This window comes from Arthrobacter sp. T572, from assembly GCF_056780115.1.
This window is the reverse complement of the sequence record NZ_JBRAZQ010000002.1, coordinates 1,945,810-1,970,060: the sequence shown is the minus strand read 5'-3', so window position 1 is coordinate 1,970,060 and position 24,251 is coordinate 1,945,810. Positions and strand designations below refer to the sequence as shown.

Annotated in this window: 20 protein-coding genes and 1 tRNA gene; 8 read left to right on the top strand and 13 right to left on the bottom strand. The window is 61.7% G+C overall.

What is annotated here, in order from left to right; translation table 11 throughout:
• Positions 1-2: 2 nt before the first annotated feature.
• Complete coding sequence (locus tag ACUYMZ_RS10310; protein ID WP_481603128.1) at positions 3-944, bottom strand: LysR family transcriptional regulator; 942 nt, start codon at positions 942-944, stop codon at positions 3-5.
• Between the two features lie 123 nt (positions 945-1,067).
• Between ACUYMZ_RS10310 and ACUYMZ_RS10305 the strand changes: the two genes are divergently transcribed.
• From ACUYMZ_RS10305 to ACUYMZ_RS10275, 7 genes are all read left to right on the top strand, one after another.
• Positions 1,068-2,060 carry a DUF1852 domain-containing protein gene (locus tag ACUYMZ_RS10305; RefSeq protein WP_426007398.1) on the top strand — a complete coding sequence of 331 codons (993 nt, stop codon included), beginning with the start codon at positions 1,068-1,070 and terminating at the stop codon, positions 2,058-2,060.
• Positions 2,061-2,080: 20 nt separating this feature from the next.
• The gene (locus ACUYMZ_RS10300) at positions 2,081-3,127 is read left to right on the top strand and encodes a methionine synthase (protein ID WP_481603126.1); all 1,047 of its coding nucleotides are present in this window, start codon (positions 2,081-2,083) and stop codon (positions 3,125-3,127) included.
• Positions 3,128-3,129: 2 nt separating this feature from the next.
• Entirely contained in the window at positions 3,130-3,702 is a 573-nt protein-coding gene (locus ACUYMZ_RS10295; protein WP_481603123.1) for a flavin reductase family protein, read from the top strand.
• A 199-nt stretch (positions 3,703-3,901) separates the two neighbouring features.
• On the top strand, positions 3,902-4,522 hold the full coding sequence (locus tag ACUYMZ_RS10290; protein ID WP_442422766.1) for a helix-turn-helix domain-containing protein: 621 nt from the start codon (positions 3,902-3,904) through the stop codon (positions 4,520-4,522).
• Complete coding sequence (locus tag ACUYMZ_RS10285) at positions 4,519-5,079, top strand: DUF6036 family nucleotidyltransferase (RefSeq protein WP_481603121.1); 561 nt, start codon at positions 4,519-4,521, stop codon at positions 5,077-5,079. Before ACUYMZ_RS10290 ends, ACUYMZ_RS10285 begins: the two co-directional genes overlap by 4 nt.
• Before the next feature lie 137 nt (positions 5,080-5,216).
• Complete coding sequence (locus ACUYMZ_RS10280; protein WP_442422768.1) at positions 5,217-5,558, top strand: DUF3375 family protein; 342 nt, start codon at positions 5,217-5,219, stop codon at positions 5,556-5,558.
• A gap of 797 nt (positions 5,559-6,355) precedes the next feature.
• Positions 6,356-6,892, top strand: coding sequence for a DUF4192 family protein (locus tag ACUYMZ_RS10275; protein ID WP_426007390.1), 537 nt, complete (start codon positions 6,356-6,358; stop codon positions 6,890-6,892).
• A gap of 379 nt (positions 6,893-7,271) precedes the next feature.
• Here ACUYMZ_RS10275 and ACUYMZ_RS10270 read toward each other — a convergent pair whose 3' ends face one another.
• The 6 genes from ACUYMZ_RS10270 to ACUYMZ_RS10245 form a co-directional block, all read right to left on the bottom strand.
• The gene (locus ACUYMZ_RS10270) at positions 7,272-7,991 is read right to left on the bottom strand and encodes an ABC transporter ATP-binding protein (protein ID WP_442422773.1); all 720 of its coding nucleotides are present in this window, start codon (positions 7,989-7,991) and stop codon (positions 7,272-7,274) included.
• On the bottom strand, positions 7,943-9,907 hold the full coding sequence (locus ACUYMZ_RS10265) for a hypothetical protein (protein WP_481603118.1): 1,965 nt from the start codon (positions 9,905-9,907) through the stop codon (positions 7,943-7,945). Before ACUYMZ_RS10265 ends, ACUYMZ_RS10270 begins: the two co-directional genes overlap by 49 nt.
• Before the next feature lie 57 nt (positions 9,908-9,964).
• Positions 9,965-10,270 (bottom strand): lactococcin 972 family bacteriocin, encoded by a 306-nt coding sequence (locus ACUYMZ_RS10260; protein ID WP_481603116.1) that lies wholly within the window; start codon positions 10,268-10,270, stop codon positions 9,965-9,967.
• Positions 10,271-10,916: 646 nt separating this feature from the next.
• Complete coding sequence (locus ACUYMZ_RS10255) at positions 10,917-11,057, bottom strand: hypothetical protein (protein ID WP_426007384.1); 141 nt, start codon at positions 11,055-11,057, stop codon at positions 10,917-10,919.
• A 344-nt stretch (positions 11,058-11,401) separates the two neighbouring features.
• Complete coding sequence (locus ACUYMZ_RS10250; RefSeq protein ID WP_481603114.1) at positions 11,402-11,791, bottom strand: hypothetical protein; 390 nt, start codon at positions 11,789-11,791, stop codon at positions 11,402-11,404.
• An 85-nt stretch (positions 11,792-11,876) separates the two neighbouring features.
• Positions 11,877-11,958 (bottom strand) — tRNA-Leu (locus tag ACUYMZ_RS10245).
• Positions 11,959-12,145: 187 nt separating this feature from the next.
• On the opposite strand from ACUYMZ_RS10245, the gene ACUYMZ_RS10240 reads away from it, so the two are divergent.
• Positions 12,146-12,751, top strand: coding sequence for an ANTAR domain-containing response regulator (locus ACUYMZ_RS10240; RefSeq protein ID WP_426007187.1), 606 nt, complete (start codon positions 12,146-12,148; stop codon positions 12,749-12,751).
• A 171-nt stretch (positions 12,752-12,922) separates the two neighbouring features.
• Here ACUYMZ_RS10240 and pyk read toward each other — a convergent pair whose 3' ends face one another.
• From pyk to trpB, 6 genes are all read right to left on the bottom strand, one after another.
• The gene (gene pyk / locus ACUYMZ_RS10235; protein ID WP_426007186.1) at positions 12,923-14,416 is read right to left on the bottom strand and encodes a pyruvate kinase; all 1,494 of its coding nucleotides are present in this window, start codon (positions 14,414-14,416) and stop codon (positions 12,923-12,925) included.
• A gap of 55 nt (positions 14,417-14,471) precedes the next feature.
• The gene (locus tag ACUYMZ_RS10230) at positions 14,472-15,929 is read right to left on the bottom strand and encodes a glutamate synthase subunit beta (protein ID WP_481603112.1); all 1,458 of its coding nucleotides are present in this window, start codon (positions 15,927-15,929) and stop codon (positions 14,472-14,474) included.
• Positions 15,922-20,535 carry a glutamate synthase large subunit gene (gene gltB / locus ACUYMZ_RS10225; protein WP_481603110.1) on the bottom strand — a complete coding sequence of 1,538 codons (4,614 nt, stop codon included), beginning with the start codon at positions 20,533-20,535 and terminating at the stop codon, positions 15,922-15,924. Before gltB ends, ACUYMZ_RS10230 begins: the two co-directional genes overlap by 8 nt.
• Before the next feature lie 261 nt (positions 20,536-20,796).
• Positions 20,797-21,951, bottom strand: a complete 1,155-nt coding sequence (gene lgt, locus ACUYMZ_RS10220) for a prolipoprotein diacylglyceryl transferase (RefSeq protein WP_481603108.1) — start codon at positions 21,949-21,951, stop codon at positions 20,797-20,799.
• A gap of 21 nt (positions 21,952-21,972) precedes the next feature.
• A complete protein-coding gene (gene trpA, locus ACUYMZ_RS10215; protein WP_481603106.1) occupies positions 21,973-22,785 on the bottom strand; it encodes a tryptophan synthase subunit alpha in 813 nt (270 codons plus the stop codon).
• Positions 22,785-24,161 carry a tryptophan synthase subunit beta gene (trpB, locus tag ACUYMZ_RS10210; RefSeq protein ID WP_442422816.1) on the bottom strand — a complete coding sequence of 459 codons (1,377 nt, stop codon included), beginning with the start codon at positions 24,159-24,161 and terminating at the stop codon, positions 22,785-22,787. The genes trpA and trpB overlap by 1 nt, the downstream gene beginning before the upstream one ends.
• Positions 24,162-24,251 lie beyond the last annotated feature (90 nt).

The following is a 24,251-nucleotide window of genomic DNA, read 5'->3' as shown; positions in this document are numbered from 1 at the left end:
AATCAGTCGAGCAGTGCTACGCCGAACTCAGCGACGACGGCACGCAATTCCTGGAGGTAGCGCTGGGCTTGGTCGGTGAGCGGAATCGAGGCGTGGCCGATCCAACCGATCTCGATGCGTTCATCAACGTCAAGCGGGATGGCGACGATCTCCGGGTCGAGTTGGCCGCTGATAATACCCGTGGAGATCGTGTAGCCGTGGAGCCCGATCATGAGGTTGAAGATCGTGGCACGGTCAGAGACCCGGATCTCCTGCTTGCTGGACAGGGTGGAGAGAATTTCCTCGGCGAAGTAGAAAGAGTTATTCGCACCTTGATCAAAAGTCAGCCGCGGCAAGCCGGCGAGATCGGCGAGGGTCGCACGCTCTTTTGAGGCGAGCGGGTTGTTCCGTGAAATGAAAATGTGAGGATCGGCGAGGAAAAGCGGTGTGAACGCGAGCCCGGAATCCCGGAGCAGCTTGTCGATGACCTTCCGGTTGAAATCGTTCCGGTAGAGGATGCCTATCTCGCTGCGGAGCGTCCGGACATCCTCGATGATGTCCCAGGTGCGGGACTCACGCAGCGAGAACTCGTATTCGGCTACCTCCGCGGCCTTGACCATCCTGACGAAGGCATCCACCGCGAACGAGTAGTGCTGCGTAGACACCCCGAGCAGACGTCGCGTTGGTGGCCTGCCAAGGTAGCGCTGCTCGAGGAGGGCGAACTGCTCGACGACCTGCCTCGCATAGCCGAGGAACTCCACCCCGTCGGCGGTGAGGGTAACCCCGCGGGCGGAGCGAACCAGGAGCGCACGGCCTACCCTGGCCTCAAGGTCCTTCATCGCTGCGGACATTGTGGGCTGCGCTACGTAGAGAAGATCGGCAGCAGCGGAGATGGATCCCTCCGCTGCAACTTCTATGAAATAACGGAGCTGCTGCAGGGTCAGTCCGCTCGAAAGCTGTGCCATAGGAAAACTCTATATCAACTCATAGTGACGCCTAGTTACCCGATACCTCCGGAAGGGTTGCACCATGGATACATCCCCTTTTGAAAGGCCGTCTCCGGCCGATCATCGATAGATTGGCAGCACATGGCAGACGACTTCACCTTCAGCATCACCACGACCCGCTTCGACGAGGACTACACCCCGTCGGCAGACTCCCGGATTACGACGAACTTCGCCAACCTCGCTCGGGGCGAGCACCGCCAGGAGAATCTCCGCAACGCCTTGACCATGATGCGCCGCCGCTTCAACGATCTCGCAGACTGGGACAACCCTGACCGGGACCGCTACACCGTCGAGCTTGAGATCGTCTCCGTGCAGATAGAATTCACTGCGGAAGGCACGGATCAGCGGTTCCCGCTGTTCGAGGTTCTCGACATCCAGATCGTCGACCTGCACAACGGGGTCCGCCACCAGGGGATCGTAGGGAACAACTTCTCCTCCTACGTCCGCGACTTCGACTTCAGCGTAGTACTTCCAGCGGCAGCAGCGGACTCGGGCAAGCCCACCGTTCCCGAGGACTTCGGCGATCTTCACGGCAAACTGTTCCAGCACTTCCTCAACTCCCCGGAAGGCCAGGAACGCTTCCCGCAGCCGCCCGTGGTCTGCATCAGCGTCTCCACGAGCAAGACTTACCGGCGAACCGGGAACCATCACCCGGTCCTGGGCGTCGAGTACCAGCAGGACGAGTTCTCGCTGACGGACGCGTACTTCGCAAAGATGGGGCTGCAGGTCCGCTACTTCATGCCCCGCGGCAGCGTTGCGCCGCTCGCCTTCTATTTCCGCGGCGACCTGCTCAACGACTACTCCAACCTGCAGCTCATCGGCACGATCAGCACCATGGAGACGTTCCAGAAGATCTACCGCCCGGAGGTCTATAACGCGAACTCCGCCGCCGCGGCCGTCTACCAGCCGAGCCTTGGAGAGCAGGATTACTCGCGGACCCAGATCGCTTACGACCGCGCCGAACGTAGTCAGCTCGCGGTCACGCAGGCGAAGTACACGGAGGAGCACTTCATCACGCCCCACAAGGACCTGTTGGACCAGTGGAACGCCCAATACCCCGCTCTCGTCAACTGACCCACGGAGAATCGTCAATCATGAACACACTTTTGCCCACCACCGTTGTCGGAAGCCTGCCGAAACCATCGTGGCTCGCGCAGCCGGAGACGCTTTGGTCCCCTTGGAAGCTGGAGGGAGATACGCTGCTCGAGGGCAAGCAGGATGCGTTGCGCATAGCCATCCACGAGCAGACCCGGCGCGGCATCGACATCGTCAGCGACGGCGAGCAAACCCGCCAGCACTTCGTCACGACCTTCATTGAGCATCTCAGCGGGGTCGACTTTGAACAGCGCAAGACCGTGCGTATCCGCGATCGCTACGATGCCAGCGTGCCGACCGTCGTCGGACCGGTTCGCCGCGAGCAACCGGTATTCGTCGAAGACGCAAAGTTCCTCCGCGCAACCACCGACCGGCCGATCAAATGGACTCTTCCGGGTCCCATGACGATGGTGGACACGCTCTACGATGACCACTACAAGAGCCGCGAGAAGCTGGCCTGGGAGTTCGCCGCGATCCTGAACGAGGAGGCCAAAGAACTGGAAGCGGCCGGCGTGGACATCATCCAGTTCGACGAGCCCGCGTTCAATGTCTTCCTCGATGAGGTCAAGGACTGGGGCGTGGCTGCGCTTGAGAGGGCAGCAGAAGGACTTCGCACCGAGACCGCCGTGCATATCTGCTACGGCTACGGGATCAAGGCGAATAATGACTGGAAGGCGACGCTCGGCTCACAGTGGCGCCAGTACGAGGAATCATTCCCGCTGCTGCAGAGCTCCAGCATCGACATCATCTCGCTGGAATGCCAGAACTCGCACGTGCCCATGGACCTCATCGAACTCCTCCGCGGCAAGAAAGTCATGCTTGGGGCCATCGACGTCGCAAGCGAGACCATCGAGACCCCGGAAGAGGTTGCCGACACCCTCCGCAAGGCCCTGCAGTTCGTCGATGCGGACAAGCTCATCCCCAGCTCCAACTGCGGCATGGCACCGTTCCCCCGGGACGTCGCACTGGCCAAGTTGAGTGCTCTCAGCGCAGGGACGAACATCATCCGTGAGGAACTCGCCGGCTCCTCCCCCAGGGTGTCCTAAGGATGTTTCACGCCTACCCCACTGACACGTGGCTCAACGGCCCACAGCAAAGCTTCCCGTCTTCCCTCTCGGCAGAAAACTTCAAAGCACTGTTCCGTGGCCACCCGGGCGGTGTCGCCGTCATCACGGCGGATGCCGGTGAAGGACCGGTGGCACTGACGGTATCGTCGGTGGTCTCGGTGAGTGCGGAACCTCCGTTGCTGATTTTCTCGGTCTCGGCATTGTCCTCTGCGTCCGAGGTGCTGTCGCGCGCGGAAACCGTCGTCGTGCACCTGCTGGACGCGCACGACGTCGACCTGGCGAAGTTCGGAGCGACGCCCGGCGCCGACCGCTTTGACCAGACGCACCGCTGGTCGTCTCTCCCAACCGGCGAAGCGGTGTATGACGATGTCCGCGCTTGGGTGCGCTGCGCCGTCGTCGATCGCATGGAGGTGGGAACGTCCACGATCATCGCCGTTCACGCCCTGGAGTCCCGCGTGATGCGTGACGTCCAAGTCGGCGAACCCGGCGATGCCTTGGTCTACCACAACCGTTCATGGCACCGCTTGGGCGAGCATTCCAAGCTTGCGGGCTGAGCGCCTGGGCTTAGTCCGGGGCCGAAAGCCTATCGGTTCACGACGGCGGGAGGATACCTCCCGCCGTCGTCCTCGTTAACGTCGGAGCGGCCATCGACTTCCTGAATGGCCAGGAAGCAACTCTGACTGGCTTCAACGCTGGTCGCTGGCATCCAATTGTCACCACTCGGTGACACAATGATCGGGAAGGGAGTGCACCATGACATCCAGGACCAGCATCAGCTCACCGGCCTCAGCCGGAGCGATCATCCGTACCCGCCGCCAGGAACGCGGGTTCTCCCAAAAGGCCCTCGCCGACAAGGCAGGGGTGTCCCGAAAGTTCCTTATAGATCTCGAAGCCGGTCATGAACGCGCCGAACTCGGCAAAACACTCGCCGTCATGGCGGCCCTTGGCCTGTCACTGGAAGCCACCGACCCCATCCCCCGCGGCAGCGACCATGACCCCGCCCGCCGCGACTATGCCCAAACCTTCAACGAACTGATTGCAAGGCGCGACTTCGAATTCGCCATCAAGATGCTCGCCGACTACGCAACCGGCTCTCTCAGGGCCGGCAGACCGCTTCTTCAACGAAGCCCCCGGCTCAGGGACCCGCATTGGTCCGCCGCCCTCGCCGGCATCACCAACTACACTGCCCACCGGCTCGGCCAGACTGCACCGTCCTGGACCAAACGCATCAAACCCCTCGACGCGGCATGGATGCCAGCAGAGTCCTACCGGCACGTCCGCGAACCCATGAAGCAACTCACCATGTCCGAAACACCGGAAGAACTCGCCGCCATGAACGTCTTCATCCGCGAACGTAGCCTGGCCGCCGCATGAGCGCCGGAGAAATCAACGCAGCACAAATCCTCGCCCTCCTCCAAGAACTCGGCCACCGCCTGCAACAGCGCGACATCCACGGCGACATCAAACTCGTCGGCGGCGCAGCCCTCATCCTCCAAGGAATCGACAACCGCCCCACCGCCGACATCGACGCCAGTTACGCCGACAAGACCGCTGTCGACGCCGTCGTCGCGGACATGGCCGCGGATTACGACCTCGCGCCCGGCTGGCTCAACTCCAACGCTACGGCTTTCCTCCCGGAGAACGCCGGCTGGGTCAAATTCGAACACCTCGACGGACTTGCCATCCAAGCAGCAGACCCTGAAACACTTCTGGCCATGAAGATCGCCGCCGAACGGGACAAGGACATCCTCGACATAGCCCGGCTCCTCCGCCGGCTCAACATCACCAACGCCAGCGACGCTGTCGACCTCGCCTACAACAAATACGGCGAGCACTCCATTCCCCTGTCCGCAGGCCGGGACAACGACCTCATCGTCGTCGACGACGCCCTCGATGCCGCCACCACCCTCGAGCCCGAAGCCGAGGAATGAATCATCGACCATGCAAGATCGGCGCTTGATGAATACGGAATGCCGTTTAGCTCAATAATGGGCGGAAATGGCGCACCTACGACCCTGGAGAGTGATGCATCCCTTCCTGACGGAGTGATAGCCATTAGGATAAACCGGTGAGCATTCTGCGCGCCGCTCTTGAGGCCCGCCGCCTCCAGGCGTCGGATCCCGCTTGGGCCATGCTCCGCGCGCGTAACGCTCCGGTCGCGATCGCGATCCTCGAAAAGCAACTCGGCGGTGACGTCTGGCGAGTCCCTGCTCCGGTCCTCTTCGAACGGATCGAGGACGACCTTGAAGAGCTTCGCTCCCACAGCTTCGAGCTGCCCCAAACAGCCCAGCAGTATTGCGCCGAATGGCGCTCGGCAGGGATCCTCATCCGTCGCGCGGCCGAGGACGCGCGAGAGGAGACGCTTGAGCTCTCCCAGGTGCGCTCAACGGGCGACCATCTTGGTCGTTGACATCGGTAGCGAAGCAGACCAACAGTTTGCCGCACTCGCAGCACTAAAGCGTGAAACTCCAAACGTACTCCTCATCAAAGGCACGTCCGATGCTGTTCCAAGACTGCCGCGATTCCCCGATCCAACCCCAATGCAGTGCTCGTTGGTGCCGTCGAAGCACGGCTAATCGACAGCGCCAAATATGGTGAGCTTGCCAATGCGCTCAGAGCACGCAACGAGGCTGTACACCGGAAAGCGTCGGTCCACATAAAAGAAGCAACCCGCTATGTCACTCTGATACTCGACGTAGTTAAATCGTTGCCAATGGCTGAGGACTCGGCTCAACGCGACTAGAACTCGGTCTCACCCTGCCATTCACTGGCATGTTCAAGCTGCTTATGGACAAGACAAAACATCTCAACTCCACCTCAACATCATTACGGATCTATGGTTCAGGGTTGATATGGCAAAGAAGTGTCGACTCTGTCAATATCCATTAGGGCATTGTGAATGCCGCGGGGCCCGACTCCCATAAACCGTCCGATGTGCCGCAGCCATCTTATGAGTGATAACGAATCTGAACCAGCAAGCTAGGCATTGCGGCCCGTAGTTCTAAGGCAGGTGCCTGGAACGCGCAACGGGGATCATGCCGCTTCGCAGCTTGACACATGCTTCCCACCAGCGCGCCAGGATCTTCCGGGTGCGCCTGTCGTTCGGTCTCATGCAACGGTTGCGATTTTCGACGCCGGGATGAAGCGGCCCTGCAGCTCAAATATCCGCGCCACGCATCATGGTCCCGGACGCATGTCCGCCCATGAATGAGCACACCTAGATCGTCAGACGAAGTCGGTCATGAATACGCTCACCACAAAGACCCCGCCGACCTGCTCAGCTTCATCGGCCACACCCTCGGGTTCTGGCCACCAGAAAGCCTCGTCTGCATCACCCTCGACAAAAGCAAAGTCGGCGCCACGCTACGCATCGACCTCCCCAAACAACCAGGCCAGGAGATCCACTTCGCCCGCATCGTCACCGCCTACCTCGAGCAAATCCTCTTCGCCCAAACGGACTCAACACCGAACTGGTCACGCATCGAATGGGCCAAGGACTTGCTCCTTCACGTGTACACCAGGACCAGCCCGGAACACGCGGCACCCATCCTCACCACTATCAGCTACATCAACTGGTGGGAAGGCAGAGGATCCAAAGCCCACCAACACCTCCAACTCGCCCTCGACACCGACCTCGGCGACCGATTCGCACGCCTCACCGACCACACGCTCGGAGCCGGCATCATGGCAGACTGGAACACCAACAAAAACACCGCCGAAAGTATCCACCTTGAGATGCCCTGACCTGGAGGTGTCTGGCTAACGCGGAGCCGTCGGCTTGCGCCTGATTACTGGGGCACAAACGAGTGACGTTACAGCTCGACGGAAATGCCTATATCGGTGCTGAGCTCGTCGATGCCGTGACCGCGAGAGAGCTCGGCTTGTCCAGACTCGTCTGAACAGATGGAGCCATTCGCCTCAGGACTGAAAGCGCCACGACTGCGAACGACACGACAAGTTGTGGGAACGACAATGCAGAAAATGTGCCCGCAACGCATCGGCTGCTGACCGGACCTGATGAAGATTGCCAACGACAGCGGCGGACGACCTTCCTTCAGCCACGTCTTGCTCTTCCGCGTCAAAGGCCCAGATGCTGGCAAAGCCAGCTTTCCAAAGTCTCCGGTCAGTCCGGCTTCGCTGACCCCGATTCCGGTTCGCCCAGCCGCAGAAGGTCATCACCGGCAGCCATCAGATCTTCATCGTGTGTGGCTACAACTACCGTGGCACCGCGCCGGGCCTCTTCCTTGAGGAAATTGATCACAAGCTCACGATTTCTGCGATCCAACGACGCTGTCGGTTCATCGGCAAGGACGATATCAGCCGCGCGAAACATTGCCCGCGCCAGTCCAACACGTTGCTTCTCGCCCCCGCTCAACCGCGCCGTTTGCTCCTTGCCACGACCGGACAAGAGAACATGCTTGAGGACATGTTCCAGTCGTTCACGGTCGGACTGAGGTAACCCGAATACACCCCGGCGCCCAACTGTCACGTTGTAGCCGACACTGGCTTCTTCAATGAGCCCATAATCCTGGAAAACGAAGGCAACGTGATTTCTCCAGAACCGGCGCCGTTTGGAATCATTCCATTTCTTGGTCTCTTGGTCGCCGACGACCACGCGACCACTCTCGGCCCGGCTCAATAGCCCGAGAACGTTCAACAGCGTTGTCTTGCCACTGCCGCTGCTGCCGGCAAGAACAAGCATGCGCCCTGGTTTGGCTTCCACAGAAACCGAGTTCAAAACGGACTTCCCATCAATGACCACAGAAACACTGTCAGCCAGCAATTGCATCTGTTCTATCCCCTTCGTGCGAGCGTCGTACGGAAAGTAGTCGTAGCCGCCCACTGATGCATGGACCAGGCAACAGCGAAGTAGGCCAGCGGCGCAAACGCGGAAATCCACATGCTGGAGGGATCCTGCATGTCGAATGACAAGGCCATGACAACTCCGAACAACGTCGCTGCGATCGACTCCCATAGAAGCCTTGGCAGGAGTATGGAGCTCCACGAGTTCCCGGCCACGCGTTGGACGAACCAACGGCGCCGCCGTAGGAGTGCGAAGATCCAGGCAGTTACTGCCACACACATCACGAGCGCCAGCGCGGCCGAGGCTACCGCCGATGCTCCCAATTGGGCGTTCCTTTGCTTGGATTGCGCATCGTAAAGGCCCAAGTCGGCTATTCGATCAATCGAGAGGATGGCTGCCGTCATGTGCCGTTCCTTCACGAGCTGAGAAACTCGTTCAGGATCCGTGAACACCACATTGCCACGGCTCACCGCCGACGCCAGGAAAAAGTTGTCGAACTGGGCCACGTCTCTAACCGCCAGAATAAGCGGGTGCTTACCTACCGCGAGCGTCCCTGCCATGCTTCCTGACACCACAATGTCCACGTCGCTGGTGTTTTCGTAGATTTGAACGTCCGGTCCCTGGCGGTTCAGAGTCCAGAGCCTCAGAGTTGGGGCCAATTTGCCCTTGACGGATTCCGGCAGGTCTTCGAGTGATTGCACAGCGGTGACGGGACCCCACGATGCACCTCTGGCCCCATTGACGGTGTCAAGGTACCGAAGATCGGTGAGGATAAGACTGTCGTATCCCATAGTCTTCAAATCCCCGAGGGCAGCCTCATCGACAAGATTGACTGTATTGGAACTCAGGGACATCGAAAACAGGGCGGCACCGTTGCCTACCATGTCCCTTGTCAATCCTGCGAACGCTACCTCTTCGGCTTCGCTTGGACGGTTCGCGATGCGGAGGGTCACGCCATCCCCCATGGATCCCCATGTCGCTCCTAGCGAACTGGCTGCTGATGCATTTGTCACAATGCCGGATACAGTGGGCAAAATCGCAGCCACGATCATCACGGCCACTACTTTCAGCAACTCGCTGAAAGCCCATGAACCCCTCTCAGACGGCCGACGCGCCGCGATGTCACGGACAGCGGGAAGAGTGAGCAGTCCCAGGAGCAGAGCCACAATCGCTGTGAACGCCGCCAGAACACCCGTAAACAGCGCCAAGGTGGAGATGAAGTACGCGAGCCGCCCAAAGCCTGCCGCCAACACCACGACCACAGCAATCAAATAGGCGCCTAAAGCCGGCAGTGCCAACGCCCCAAACAACGAACGTAGGTCTGCGAATACAACATGCGATAACCGCATGCCAGCCATGATGCGCAGCTCCCGACCTCGGGCTCGCAGCACGTACCACGACAATATCGTCGCCCCCAACAACAAAATGGCCGCAGACATCGGGACCCATGCCCCGACAGTGAGCAGCGCGTAGGCCAGCAACCCAACAGATGTCTTCTCGGTAAGTACAACATCGGCTTTCAATTCGTTGCTCATCCAAGTCCGGAATGACGCAGCCTGTATAGGGCTTGCGGAAAGACCGTAGACGCCATTAAGTGACGTGATGCCGAGATCGCTGGATTTGCTCATCGAACCACTCATCGTTGGTGAGAACCAGTCAATGTTGGTGTTCTGGATCTTCTCTGACCCGAAGGAAAAAGCGACGCGCTTGTTGAGGAAATCATCTGGCGCACTTGCCACACGTACGATGCCTACTCCAGTTGCATCGGCGTAGGAGTCCAGCTTGGTAACTATTTGATCTCTGGACAGCGGGCTTCCGTCGTAACGAACTGAAGCAACAAAATCAGAATCCGGCAGTCCATCAAGATCCGCTGCAGCTGTATAGACACCAGCGATCAGCGCAATCAGCGCCGCGATCGCCGCAGCCGCAAACCGGACCAAAATCTTCAACATCATTGCACCCTACGGCCGGTGCTGCAACGCACCTGCCTGCGCTGCAGCACCAACCCCTCTTCAGCAGCCGTTGATACCGTAGTAGGCGCGATTGTTCTGGAAAATCGTCGTCGGCTGGGAGTTGTTTGACCACGTACCTGCAAGGGCGTTCGGCGATGACGAATAGCCCCAATCGTTCTGGGTCGACGAACTATGGCACAGGTTTTGCTGGAAGTAGTCTGAATACAGATGCACGCCGCTGGTGACGCCGTAATTCCAAACTCCTCCTTCGGCCGGATAGAAGGTGGAAGCTAGCGCAGCCCCACCTCCGGCTACTGAAAGACCAAGTGCCAATACACTACCTGCAATGCTTCGACGAATATTCATGATGAATCACCCTCGTTAATATTTCTCGCATGTCCCAACACAGCCCGAATTCTGCGCCGGCATCCATCGTTAGATCACCAAAGAGTCCCTCCAGCGCCCGTCCCTCGAGGCGTTACGCGACATCCCCAATGCCTGAAGGAACCGTAAATGCAGGTGAATGGAAAGATCAAGCCATACGAATCACATTTTTCTAATTGGCTGGAAAATACTTCAACTTGTGCATTTCCCGGCAAATTCGCATAAGTGGTGCAAGGACTGATTTCGTGACGGGATGCCCCAAAAGTTTCTTTATATTACCCAAAAGCCCGCCATCCACGCCCACGCCCGCCCCCATTAGCTGCACATACCAGACGCCCCATCCTGATCGCATGACCAGCCACGAGCGGCACCCATCGCCTTCACTGCGTCCGCGACTTGACGTGGTGCTGGCCACAGCCGTGCCCGCGCTGCCGGGCGAACGCTCTCCCGGGCGGCAGCTGGTATGCCCAGAAGTTTGATGGCGACCGCTGGCTGATGGTCGCCGATGAAACTGTGACTCTTTGGCAAGGAACCTCACGATGACCTTTCCAGATCTGATGACCGCCAATGCGCACCAGTTGCCTGAAAGCTGCATCGTCGACGGCGAGCCCGTCACCGGGAACAACGACTAGCTGGACTTCGACGCCCTCCAACGAAGAATGGTCACAGCCAAAGCTGCCTTGGCCGCGCTGATGTCCACGTGGCCTGCATCCTTCGCGGCCGCGGACGTGCTCGCTGTGGGCGGAAGGACACGGGGTCTGACCGTCATCGCCGCAATTTTGATCCAGAATGAGATCTCTGCTAATTGCCATCAAGGGCCAAGGACAAAGCTGCGCGCCGTTAAGCGGTCAACTTCCCCGCGGAGCGGAGCAAAGCGCGCAGTTCATCTATGGCGATCGGCATTATTGCGACCAACCCTGGGTCTGCCCCCAAAAAGTATGGGTATCTCTTTGCACTCTTCAACTGCAGAGTCCCAGTCAGATTCGACAGGTGAAGTTCCCGATGGTCGGCAACTGCACGGCCCCGACACGGATTACGGGTGACATAGCCCAGCATCTCTGCCGTGTTCATCGAAGCTGAATTGAGGCCGCGCACATTCTTGATCGTCTTGGGCTACTGTCCCTTGGCCATCATCGACTTCACCCAGTACGCAATCATCCGGTAGTCCAGCTTGTCGACAGGCACGTGGCCGATGACCTTCTGCACATGAAGGTCCAACATGGTCTGGTACGTCTTCACGGTCCCTCTCGACGGTCGGACCAGCAGGTCGTTGTGCTCTTGGATCACTTCGCCGACAGTCGGAATTACCGCCCTGTTATCCAGGAGTGCTTGCTGCGCGATTTCGAAGGATTGGCCAATCGCATCAAGCAACCGTTTCAGAGTTTCGGCCTCGGACTCGGACTCGACGGTGATGCCCTGTTGCTTCCGGACCTTGGAGTCGCGCCAGACCACCATGAAGGACGAAGAGCCGTCCTTTTTGACGCGTTTCCGGATACTAGCCACAAAAAAATGCTAGTTCGGTAACAACAGATTTTGAGGTTTTGTCAGCAGTCAGGGGCTGAAAAGCCCCTGACCTGCGACAACATCGTGCCCGAGGTGGGACTCGAACCCACACACCTTTCGATACCGCATTTTGAGTGCGGCGCGTCTGCCAATTCCGCCACTCGGGCGCGGATTACCGGGAGATCAGGGGCTACATTTCTGTGACCAACGCGATCCGTTCCCAGCACGCGAAACTACTCTACATGCAGATAGGCTGATTCGAAGAACCGGGCGCGCCGGGTGCAACAAAACCTGCGCAGGAGGCGTCCGCACTAAGATGGACATGAACCCGCCGAACCTTTTCAAGGAGATCCCGTGACCGAACAGACGGAGTCCACCCCCGCAGCCCAGCCGGCCCGACGCGTCGTCGTTGCCGAGGATGAAACCCTCATCCGCCTGGACATTATCGAGATCCTGAAGGGCGAAGGGTATGACGTCGTCGGCGAGGCCGACAACGGCGAGAAGGCAGTGGAACTGGCTGAGGAGCTCAAGCCGGACCTCGTGCTCATGGACGTGAAGATGCCCGTCATGGACGGCATCTCGGCAGCCGAGAAGATCGTCAAGGCCCGCATCGCCCCTGTTGTCCTGCTGACGGCCTTCAGCCAGAAGGAACTCGTGGAGCGTGCCCGCGACGCCGGCGCCATGGCGTACGTCGTCAAGCCCTTCACCCCGGCCGACCTCGTGCCGGCGATCGAGATCGCACTGTCCCGCCACGAGGAAATCAAGGCCCTCGAGAACGAGGTCTCGGACCTGCAGGAGCAGTTCGCCACCCGCAAGCTGGTGGAGCGTGCCAAGAGCCTCCTGACCACCAAGATGGGCCTCACCGAACCCGAGGCTTTCCGCTGGATCCAGAAGACCTCCATGGACCGCCGCCTCAGCATGCGCGAGGTCGCAGAGACCATCATCAACCAGGTCAACTAGCAGCAGCCAAAGGGCGGCAGTCCTCCCCCAGGAGAACTGCCGCCCTTTGGCGTCCCCACAACAACCACGACGCCGGTCCTCGCCGTCATCTCCGCCGGCACCATCCGCCGTCGTGCTTTAACGCCGAAGCGGGCCCCGCCAACCGGCAGGGCCCGCTTCAGTGAACAGGAATCAGTTCTTGTTCTTGGACTTCTTCTTCTCGGGCCAGGGGCCAACCTTTTCCTTGCGGGTGCTGCTGACCTTGGAGGTGTCGGCGAGGTCGCCCACCTTGTGGACCTTGAGCGAGTTCGTCGAACCCGCCTGTCCGGGAGGGGAACCGGCAGCGATGACCACGAGGTCACCTTCATCAACGAGCTTCATGTCCAGCAGGCTGCGGTCAACCTGTGCGGTCATCTCGTCGGTGTGGCCCACCATGGAGACCAGTACGGGACGGATGCCCCACGTGAGGGCTAGCTGGTTCCAGACGTGTTCCACCGGCGTGAAAGCGAAGACGGGCTTCACCGGACGGAGGCGGGACAGGCGCCGGGCAGAGTCACCGGACTGCGTGAACGTACAGATGTACTTGGCGTCCAGCTGGTCGGCGATCTCGACGGCGGCACGCGTGATGGCGCCACCGCGGGTCTTGGGCTTGGTCCCCAGCGGGGGGACGCGCTCCAGGCCGTGTTCCTCGGTGGATTCGATGATCCGTGCCATGGTCTTGACCGTCTCGATCGGGTACTGACCCACCGACGTTTCACCGGAAAGCATGACCGCGTCGGCACCGTCCAGTACTGCGTTGGCGCAGTCGGAAGCCTCGGCACGCGTCGGGCGCGGGTTGTCGATCATGGATTCCAGGACCTGCGTGGCCACGATGACCGGCTTGGCCCAACGGCGGGCCAGTTCGATGGCACGCTTCTGGACGATCGGCACCTCTTCGAGCGGCAGTTCAACACCGAGGTCGCCACGGGCAACCATGATCGCGTCGAACGCGTCAATGATCTCGTGGAGCTGGTCCACGGCCTGGGGCTTTTCGATCTTGGCGATCACCGGAACCCGGCGGCCTTCTTCGTCCATGATTTCGTGGACGCGCTTGATGTCGGAGGCGTCACGTACGAACGACAGCGCAACCAGGTCAACACCGCGCTTGAGGGCCCAACGGAGGTCGTCTTCATCCTTTTCGCTCAAGGCGGGGACGTTGACGGCAACACCGGGAAGGTTGATGCCCTTGTTGTTGGACACCTTGCCGCCAACGGTAACCGTTGCGACAACCTTGACGTCGTCAACCTCAGTGGCACGCATGGCCACCTTGCCGTCGTCGATCAGGAGTGTGTCGCCAACACGGACGTCCTCGGTGAGGCTCTTCAGTGTGGTGGAGCAGATGTCCTTGGTACCCGGAACGTCCTCGGTGGTGATGGTAAACGTGTCACCAACGGCAAGCTCGTGCGGACCATCCACAAAGCGGCCCAAGCGGATCTTGGGTCCCTGGAGGTCGGCCATGATGGCCACGGGCTTGCGAAGCTGGGCGGAAGCCTTGCGGACGTTTTCGTAGGTGTTGTCATGCACGGAGTAGTCACCGTGACTCATGTTCATGCGCGCAACATCGACGCCGGCTTCCAGCACCGCGAGGGTGTTGTCGAAGCTGGAAATAGCCGGGCCGAACGTTGCCACAATTTTCGCGCGTCTCATATACCTACCCTAAGTAGTGTGCTGGTGTTTGAGTAAAGAAAAGGTCCTGCCCGCGCTATAAGACCGCGATTGCCCGGTCTGTGGGGGCGACCGGTGCCGGGAGGATTGTGCTTCCCATGAGGAACTTGTCCACCGCGGCCGCGCAGGCGCGGCCTTCCGCGATGGCCCACACAATCAGGGACTGGCCACGACCGGCGTCACCGGCGACGAACACACCCTCTGTGTTCGTCATGTAGTAGCCGTCGCGGGCCACGTTGCCCCGACCGTCAAACTCTGCACTTACTTGTTCCGTGATCCCGGCCGGCTCGGCTCCGGTGAAGCCCAGGCTGAGGAAGACGAGATCCGCAGGGATGACCCGCTCGGTTCCGGCCTTCGGCAGGCGCCTGCCGTCCACGAATTCCGTTTCAGCCACCTTGACGCCGGTGAGCTTGCCGTTCTCGCCGACGAACTCAACGGTGGATGCCAGGTAGGTGCGCTCTCCGCCTTCTTCGTGGGCGCTGGCGACCTCGAAAAGGGTGGGGAACGTCGGCCACGGCTGGTGTGCGGCGCGCTCCAGCGGAGGCTGCTTGCCGATCGCCAAAGTGGTCACGGATGCGGCCTGCTGGCGGTGCGCGGTACCGATGCAGTCCGCACCGGTGTCGCCGCCGCCGAGGATGACCACGTGCTTGCCACGGGCATCGATGTGGTTTTCGGGGCTCTCCCCTGCCACCACACGGTTCGACGGAACCAGGTAGTCCATGGCGAAGTGGACGCCGTCCAGGTCGCGGCCAGGGATGGGCAGGTCGCGCGGCAGCGTAGCACCGGTGGCCACTACGACGGCGTCGTAACGGCGGCGCAGTTGCTCCCACGTGACGTCGGTACCCACTGCGACGCCGGTGCGGAAGCGCGTGCCTTCAGCCTTCATCTGCTCCAGGCGGCGGTCGACCTGTTCCTTCTCCATTTTGAAGTCGGGGATGCCGTAGCGGAGCAGTCCGCCGATTTTATCGTCGCGCTCGTACACGGCAACCGTATGGCCAACGCGGGTCAACTGCTGGGCAGCAGCAAGGCCGGCGGGACCGGAACCAACCACGGCCACCGTCTTGCCTGTCAGGCGGGTCGGGGGCAGAGGCTGGACCCAGTTGTTGTCGAACGCTTCGTCAATGATGGAAACCTCAACCTGCTTGATGGTCACAGCAGGCTGGTTGATGCCCAGAACACAGGACGCTTCACAGGGAGCCGGGCACAGGCGGCCGGTCCACTCCGGGAAGTTGTTGGTGGCGTGGAGGCGCTCAATGGCCTCTTCACCCTTGTCCCGCCACATGAGGTCGTTCCACTCGGGAATGAGGTTGCCCAGCGGGCAGCCCTGGTGGCAGAACGGGATGCCGCAGTCCATGCAGCGGCCCGCCTGGCTCCTCAGGACACCCTTCTCCTGGGCTTCGTACACTTCCTTCCAGTCCATGATGCGGACCGGGACAGGACGGCGTGGCTGCGTCTCGCGCTGCCGGACTTTCAGAAATCCGCGTGGATCAGCCACCGGTTACCTCCAGGATTCGAGACCATACTTCTTCGCCATCGGGGTCGAGTCCCTCTTCGATGGCGTCGAGACGGGTTTGCAGGACTGCGGCGTAGTCGCGCGGCAGTACTTTGGTGATGCGGGCGGCAGTGTCGTCGAAGTTTTCGAGCAGACGGCCGGCCAGGACGGATTCTGTTTCCTCCACGTGCTTGGTGAGCAGGCCGTGAACGATGTCGCGGTCTTCGGCATCCAGTTCCAGGAGCTGGAGTTCGCCGGAGTCGAGGGCCTGCTTGTTGACGCGCTCAGGCTGCAGGTCAAGCACGTAGGCGGTTCCACCGGACATGCCGGCACCGAAGTTGCGGCCGGTGCGGCCGATGATCAGCGTCTGGCCACCGGTCATGTACTCGCAACCGTGGTCGCCGATACCTTCGACGACGGCCGTGGCACCGGAGTTGCGGACCAGGAAGCGTTCGCCGACCTGCCCGCGAAGGAACATTTCACCGCTGGTGGCACCGTAGCCAATCACGTTGCCGGCAATGACGTTACGCTCCGCCTGGAAGACGTTGGTGCGGTCCGGGCGGACGATGATGCGTCCACCTGAGAGACCCTTGCCGACGTAGTCGTTGGAGTCGCCGAACATGCGCAGGGTGATGCCTGCGGGCAGGAAGGCGCCCAGGGACTGGCCGGCGGTGCCGTTGAGGGTGACATCGATCGTGTCGGTTGCCAGTACATCCGTGCCGAACGTCTTGGTCACCACATGGCCCAGCATCGTGCCCACGGAACGGTCGGTGTTGATGACGTCCAGGGTGATCTTGACCGGCATGCGGTCGCTGAGGGCTTCCTGGGCCATGGTGATCAGGCGCTGGTCGAAGTGCTTGTCCAGCTCATGGTTCTGGCCCACCATGTTGCGCAGCGGAACGTCGTCGTCGAACTCAAGGCCGTGGAGGATCGGATCGAGGTCCAGTCCTTCTGCCTTCCAGTGATCGATAGCCTCACGGGTATCCAGCACCTCTGAGTGTCCGATTGCCTCTTCAAGGCTGCGGAAACCGAGCTCGGCCAGGATTTCGCGGACTTCCTCGGCAAGGAATTCGAAGAAGTTGACCACGAACTCGGGCTTGCCGGTGAACCGGGCACGAAGCTCCGGGTTCTGCGTGGCAACGCCCACCGGGCAGGTGTCCAAGTGGCACACGCGCATCATGATGCAGCCTTCAACCACAAGCGGAGCAGTGGCGAAGCCGTATTCCTCGCCACCCAGCAGGGCAGCGATGACAACATCGCGTCCAGTCTTGAGCTGGCCGTCCACCTGAACCACAACACGGTCGCGGAGGCCGTTGAGCATCAGGGTCTGCTGGGTCTCGGCCAGGCCAAGCTCCCAGGGCACACCCGCGTGCTTCAGCGAGTTCAGCGGCGAGGCGCCGGTACCGCCGTCGTGACCTGAGACAAGCACGACGTCGGCCTTCGCCTTGGTGACGCCGGACGCCACCGTGCCGATCCCGACTTCCGAAACGAGCTTCACATGTACCCGGGCCGAAGGGTTGGCGCGCTTGGCATCGTAGATGAGCTGCGCCAGGTCCTCGATCGAGTAGATGTCGTGGTGCGGGGGCGGGGAAATGAGCCCGACGCCAGGGGTTGAGTGGCGGGTGCGGGCTACCCAGGGGTAGACCTTCTGGGCCATGAGCTGGCCGCCTTCACCGGGCTTGGCGCCCTGTGCCATCTTGATCTGGATGTCGTCGGCGTTGGTCAGGTACAGGCTGGTGACACCAAAGCGGCCGGATGCGATCTGCTTGATGGCGGACCGGCGCTCGGGGTCAAGGAGACGCTCCACGTCTTCGCCGCCTTCGCCGGTGTTGGACTTGGCGCCCAGGCGGTTCATGGCGATGGCGAGGGTTTCGTGGGCTTCCTTGGAAATGGAGCCGTAACTCATGGCACCCGTGGAGAAACGCTTGACGATGCTGGATACCGGCTCGACTTCCTCCAGCGGAACTGCCGGGCGGATGCCGTCCTTGAACTTGAGCAAACCACGAAGGGTCATCAGGTTCTGGGATTGGTCGTCAACGCCCTTGGTGTAGGACTTGAAGATGTCGTAGCGGCGTTCCCGGGTGGCGTGCTGCAGGCGGAACACCGTCTCCGGGTTGAAGAGGTGCGGTTCGCCGTCGCGGCGCCACTGGTACTCGCCGCCGCCAAGCAGCGGGCGGTGCGGGTGCTCGATGCCACCTTCCGGGTACGCCATCTGGTGGCGGGCGGAAACTTCGGCGGCGATAACGTCCAGGCCCACGCCACCCAGCTGGGAATGCGTGCCCGAGAAGAATTCGTCAACGAGTTCCTGGGAAAGGCCCAGTGCCTCGAACGTCTGGGCACCCGTGTAGGAAGCCACCGTGGAGATGCCCATCTTGGACATGATCTTCAGGACGCCCTTGCCCAGGCCCTTGATGAGGTTGTAGACACCGTCTTCAGGGGTGACACCTGCGACGTCACCCTCTGCGATCAGCTGTTCCACCGATTCCATGGCAAGGTACGGGTTCACGGCCGAGGCGCCATAACCGATGAGTACGGCCACGTGGTGCGTCTCGCGGACATCGCCGGCCTCGACCACCAGCGCGGTCTTGGTGCGGTTGGCGCTGCGGAGCAGGTGGTGATGGACGGCGCTGACCAGCAGGAGCGACGGAATGGGTGCCCACTGGGCGTTGGAGTCGCGGTCGGACAGCACGATGTACTGCACGCCACGGTTGATGGCGCCGGAAACCTGCTCACAGATTTCCGTGAGGCGGGCACGCAGTGCTGCTTCGCCGCCCTCGGGGCGGTAAAGGCCGCGCACCTTCATGGCGATGCGGTCGCCGTCGGCGTTCTCGATGTTGGCGATCTTGGCGAGCTGGTCGTTGTTGATCACAGGGAAAGGCAACGAGATCTGCGGCTGGCGGACCTGCTTGCCGTCAAGGAGGTTGCCGTTGGGCCCGATGGCGCACTTCAGTGACGTGACCAGTTCCTCGCGGATGGCATCCAACGGCGGGTTGGTGACCTGCGCAAACGACTGCACGAAGTAGTCGAACAGCAGGCGGGGACGCTTGGAGAGCACGGCGACCGGAGTATCCGAGCCCATGGCACCCAGCGGTTCTGCACCGGTACGGGCCATCGGTCCGATCAGGATCTTCAGTTCCTCCGTGGTGTAGCCGAAGGTCCGCTGCCGGATGTTCACCGAGGCAGCGGTGTGGACCACGTGCTCACGCTCGGGAAGCTCGTTGATGTCGATCAGGTTGTCCTTGAGCCATTCGGCCCACGGGTTGGCCGCTGCGACCTCGGCCTTGACCTCGGCGTCGTCGATGATGCGCCCGGCCTCGGTGTCCACCAGGAACATCTTGCCGGGGGCCACACGACCCTTTTTGACCACGTTGGACGGCTCGACTTCGATCACGCCAACTTCGGACGCGAAGACGATCAAGCCGTCTTCGGTGATCCAGTAGCGTCCGGGGCGCAGGCCGTTGCGGTCCAGGGTGGCACCTACGAGGTTGCCGTCGGTGAAGGACACGGCGGCAGGACCATCCCACGGTTCCATGAGCAGCGAGTGGTACTCATAGAACGCACGGCGTGCCGGATCCATGGTGGCATGGTTTTCCCAGGCCTCCGGGATCATCATCATGATGGAGTGCGTGATGGGGCGGCCGGAGAGCCACAGGAGCTCGGCAACTTCATCGAAGGACGCCGAGTCGGAAGCACCGGGGGTGCAGATCGGGTACAGCTCTTCCGGGGTGTCTCCCAGCAGCGGGCTCGCAAGCTGGGATTGGCGTGCGCGCATCCAGTTGCGGTTGCCTTTGACCGTGTTGATTTCACCGTTGTGCGCGATCGTGCGGAAAGGCTGGGCCAACGGCCAGGAGGGGAACGTGTTGGTGGAGAAACGCGAGTGGACGATCGCAAGCTTTGTCTTGAAGCGCTTGTCCGAAAGGTCCGGGTAGAACGGCTCCAGCTGGGCCGTGGTCAGCATGCCCTTGTACACGATGGTGCGGGAGGACAGGGAGGGGAAGTAGACGCCGAACTTGTTCTGCGCGCGCTTGCGGATGCGCCAGGCGCGGGAATCGAGTTCGTTGCGCTCCAACTGCTCACCGGTGGCGGAGGCAAGGAACGGCTGGGAGAAGTACGGCATGCACGCACGGGCCATCGCGCCCACGAGGTCCGCAACCACGGGAACTTCGCGCCAGCCAAGGACCGTCAGGCCCTCATCCGCGGCGAGTGCCTCGATTCCTGCCTTGGCCGTGGCAGCCTCACGCGGCTCGGCGGGGAGGAAGGCGGTGCCTGCCACGTACTGTCCGGGAGCCGGCAGTTCAAATTCAGTGACTGCGCGGAAGAACTCATCCGGAATCTGCATCAGGAGGCCTGCGCCGTCCCCAGTGCCCTCGTCGGCGCCAACTGCGCCGCGGTGTTCCAGGTTGCGGAGGGCGGTCAGCGCCGCTTCCACGATGTCGTATCCCGGTTCGCCGCGAAGCGTGGCAATGATAGCCAGGCCGCAGGCGTCCTTCTCCTTGTCCGGGGAGTAGAGTCCCTGTGCCTCCGGCAGCGCGGCGAAGCGCTTGAACGGAGACGTGGCGCCCTGAGGTTCGATGTTTTCGGACCAACCGGGGTTATGAAGATGGGTCATGGGAGACGTCCTTCCTCGTGATCGTGCGTATGGAAGGGACAACGTTGGCCCCACCTTGCCTGCCCTTGTGATGGGCACAACAAAGCGCTAGTTAGTGGAAATTGTAGGCCAGCCGATCATGCGCAACGAACAGTTACGCAGACCTCTGGCCCCGGCAAGACCGGTGAACATCGGTATGCTGCGATCCGGTTTCCGGGGTGCCACGACGCTGTGGACTGGGCCCTCCGAGCGGTGACTCTGTTGCCCCTTTACCTGCGGTGACTACTTGGTGTCGTCAACCACCGGCGAGGATCCGGGGGCCTTCCTTGCGGCAGCCGCAGCAGAGTCAGATCCGGAGCTGGCCTGGGTGCCTTTGGCCGGATCCCCTGCTGCATCCTGCGGCTCGTCAACGTGGCCCGGATCGCTTTGGTTATCTGGGAGATTACCACGGGAACCACTATCCGAGACAGATGGGTCCGCATCATGACTGGTGACGCTGGTCACGGGAGAGGTTTCACCCGCGGCTGCAGCTTTGGGCTCGCGTCCTGGCAGATACGCGCTCTCCCGCTCATTTTTGCCGCCCCGGCCCAGCGCGATGAAGAGGGCCAACGCAAGGAGGAACACGAGGATACTCGTCCAAACGTTAAGCCGCGTGGTGATGCCGAAGAGGCTGATCTGCTCTGCGTCGTCTATCCTGAGCGCCTCGATCCAGACCCGGCCCAGGGTGTAGTACATCGCGTACAGCCAGAACAGCCGGCCACGGCGGAACGAGAACCTGCGGTCCAGCAGGAGGAGGATCGCCACGCCCAACAGGTTCCACAGGAACTCATAGAGGAATGTGGGGTGGAACAGCGTGTCTGCGGGCATGCCGGCCGGGAAATTGGCATTGGCCGGATCGATCTGCAAGCCCCACGGCAGAGTGGTGGGAGCGCCGAACAGCTCCTGGTTGAACCAGTTCCCCCACCGGCCGATCGCCTGGGCAAGGAGCAGCCCCGGGGCGGCGGCGTCCAGGAACGCAGTGAGCTTGACGCCTGCCCTGCGGCAGCCTATCCATGCGCCCACGGCACCCAGGAGCACCGCACCCCAGATGCCCAGGCCGCCACGCTGGATCTGGGGTATCAGCGACAGATCCCCCGTGCCGTCAAAACCCGGACCGAAGTATGCGTCCGGCGAGGAGAACACGTGGTAGAGACGGCCGCCGATGATGCCAAAGGGGATCGCCCAGATGGCGATGTCCCAGAGGCTGCCTTCGGGGGTCCCACGGCGCTTCCAGCGGGCGGACGTCAGCCACAGGCCGACCACGATGCCCGCCAGGATGCAGAGGGCGTATGCGTGGATACGCAACGTCCCCCACGGCAGTGGAATGTCGAAACCGGACCAGGTGGGGCTCGGAATGCTCAGGGGAACCATTGCCGCTGCGTGGAGGACGGTCTGCATGGGGCTTCGTTGCTTCCTTCTTTAGGCGTCTGCAGCGGCCCGGCCAAGACCGGCGCTGAGGTTCTTGGTGAGTTGCCCGACGGCGTCCACGCCACCGTCGCGCAGTGCCGCGACGAGTGCTGAACCCACAATGACTCCGTCAGCGTACGCAGCGATTTCGCGGACGTGGTCAGGACTGGAAACACCCAGGCCGACACACACGCGCTCGGCGCCGGCAGCGTGGGCGCGGGCCACGACGTCTTCGGCGCTGCTGCTCACGGACTGGCGGGCTCCTGTGACACCCATGATGGATACCCCGTACACAAAGCCACGGCTGGCCTTCACGGTCATGTCCAGCCGTTCAGGCGTGGAGGAGGGAGCCACCAGGAACACGCGGTCAAGTCCGTACTTGTCCGAGGCCTCGAACCATTCCGCGGCCTCGTCCGGGATCAGGTCCGGGGTGATGAGCCCTGCTCCCCCGGCTTCAGCCAGGCGGCGGGAGAACTCGTCCACGCCCAGCCGCATCACCGGGTTCCAGTACGTCATCACCAGCACGGCAGCTTCCGTGACGGCCGTGATACCGGCGACGACGTCGAAGACGTCCGCTACGCGGAATCCGTTGGCAATCGCCTCCGTGGTGGCCGCCTGGATCACGGGGCCATCCATGACGGGGTCGGAATACGGGATGCCGATCTCGATCAGGTCGGCACCATTGCGCGCCAGGGCAATGCCGGCGTCGATGCTCGCCTGCACGGTGGGGTAACCCGCGGGGAGGTATCCCACGAGGGCTGCCCGCCCCTCGGCCTTGGCGCGGTCGATGGCGGCTGCGGACTTGCTGGCGAAGTGTTCAGTCATCAGTTCTGGTCCTCATCTACGTCCACGGCGGGCCCGGCAACGCGCTCGGCAGGCCCTTTCGGCTTGCGGGTGGACAGGGTGGTTCCCTTCACGTGGCCTTCCTCGTCCAGCATGTTGAACCAGGCCGCCGCTGTCTCAACGTCCTTGTCTCCACGGCCGGAGAGGTTGACGATGATCGTGACGTCGGCGGGATTGTCCTTGCCTTCGGTGAGGCGCCGGCCCACCTTGATGGCGCCGGCCAGGGCGTGCGAGGACTCGATGGCCGGGATGATGCCCTCGGTACGGCACAGGAGGCTGAACGCATCCATGGCTTCGGTGTCCGTGATCGGCTCGTACGTAACGCGTCCGATGTCGGCAAGGTAGGAGTGCTCGGGACCGACGCTGGGGTAGTCCAGCCCCGCGGAGATCGAGTGCGATTCAATGGTCTGTCCGTCTTCGTCCTGCATGAGGTACGAGCGGGCACCGTGGAGGACGCCGGGGCGGCCCAGGGAGATGGCAGCCGCGTGGCGGCCGGTCTCAAGCCCCTCGCCACCGGCTTCGAATCCGTAGATCTTGACCGAAGCGTCGTCCAGGAAGCTGTGGAACAAGCCAATGGCGTTGGAGCCGCCGCCAATGCAGGCGCAGACGGCGTCGGGCAGCTTGCCTGTCTGCTCCAGGATCTGGGCGCGGGCTTCCTCCCCGATCACCTCATGGAAGAAGCGGACCATGGCCGGGAACGGGTGCGCACCAGCAGCAGTGCCCAGGAGGTAGTGGGTGGTGTCAACGTTGGATACCCAGTCGCGCAAAGCATCATTGATGGCGTCCTTGAGCGTTTGCGAACCGTTGGTCACCGGCACGACGGTGGCGCCGAGCAGCTGCATCCGTGCAACGTTGAGTGCCTGGCGCCGGCAGTCCTCGGCACCCATGTACACCACGCACTCAAGGCCGAGCAGTGCTGCCGCCGTGGCACTTGCAACGCCGTGCTGGCCTGCACCGGTTTCGGCGATGACGCGGGTCTTGCCCATGCGCTTGGCGAGCAGTGCTTGGCCGAGGACGTTGTTGATCTTGTGCGAACCTGTGTGGTTCAGGTCCTCGCGCTTGAGGAAGATCCGTGCCCCGCCGGCATGCTCCGAGAAACGCTGGGCTTCAGTCAGGAGAGAGGGACGGCCGGAGTAGTTCTTGTTGAGATCCTTCAGCTGTGCCAGGAACTCCGGATCGGCCTTTGCCTTCTCGAACGTGTCCTGGACTTCGTCCAAGGCAGCGATCAGGGACTCGGGCATCCAGCGTCCGCCGTATTTGCCGAAGTAAGGCCCGGTAGCGTTGCGCAGCGAGGCTCCCCCTTGCAGGAATGCATCAGCGGCATTCTCATTCGAGCTTGCTGTTGGCGCGTCCACCATCAGTCTCACCGTCCTGTTCGAGTTGGTTCAATGTGTAGTTCCACGTGCCACAAGGCAGCCGCAGGCGCACTGCGCCTGGGCTGCCTCGTG

Bases quoted from the DNA above. Each gene is read 5' to 3' on its own strand.
- ACUYMZ_RS10275 (WP_426007390.1), top strand. From the start codon at position 6,356: ATGAGCACACCTAGATCGTCAGACGAAGTCGGTCATGAATACGCTCAC.
- ACUYMZ_RS10265 (WP_481603118.1), bottom strand. From the start codon at position 9,907: ATGATGTTGAAGATTTTGGTCCGGTTTGCGGCTGCGGCGATCGCGGCG.
- ACUYMZ_RS10260 (WP_481603116.1), bottom strand. From the start codon at position 10,270: ATGAATATTCGTCGAAGCATTGCAGGTAGTGTATTGGCACTTGGTCTT.
- trpB (WP_442422816.1), bottom strand. From the start codon at position 24,161: ATGGTGGACGCGCCAACAGCAAGCTCGAATGAGAATGCCGCTGATGCA.
- ACUYMZ_RS10290 (WP_442422766.1), top strand. From the start codon at position 3,902: ATGACATCCAGGACCAGCATCAGCTCACCGGCCTCAGCCGGAGCGATC.
- ACUYMZ_RS10295 (WP_481603123.1), top strand. From the start codon at position 3,130: ATGTTTCACGCCTACCCCACTGACACGTGGCTCAACGGCCCACAGCAA.
- lgt (WP_481603108.1), bottom strand. From the start codon at position 21,951: ATGCAGACCGTCCTCCACGCAGCGGCAATGGTTCCCCTGAGCATTCCG.
- pyk (WP_426007186.1), bottom strand. From the start codon at position 14,416: ATGAGACGCGCGAAAATTGTGGCAACGTTCGGCCCGGCTATTTCCAGC.
- gltB (WP_481603110.1), bottom strand. From the start codon at position 20,535: ATGACCCATCTTCATAACCCCGGTTGGTCCGAAAACATCGAACCTCAG.
- ACUYMZ_RS10305 (WP_426007398.1), top strand. From the start codon at position 1,068: ATGGCAGACGACTTCACCTTCAGCATCACCACGACCCGCTTCGACGAG.
- ACUYMZ_RS10310 (WP_481603128.1), bottom strand. From the start codon at position 944: ATGGCACAGCTTTCGAGCGGACTGACCCTGCAGCAGCTCCGTTATTTC.
- ACUYMZ_RS10255 (WP_426007384.1), bottom strand. From the start codon at position 11,057: ATGACGGTCAGACCCCGTGTCCTTCCGCCCACAGCGAGCACGTCCGCG.
- ACUYMZ_RS10285 (WP_481603121.1), top strand. From the start codon at position 4,519: ATGAGCGCCGGAGAAATCAACGCAGCACAAATCCTCGCCCTCCTCCAA.
- trpA (WP_481603106.1), bottom strand. From the start codon at position 22,785: ATGACTGAACACTTCGCCAGCAAGTCCGCAGCCGCCATCGACCGCGCC.
- ACUYMZ_RS10300 (WP_481603126.1), top strand. From the start codon at position 2,081: ATGAACACACTTTTGCCCACCACCGTTGTCGGAAGCCTGCCGAAACCA.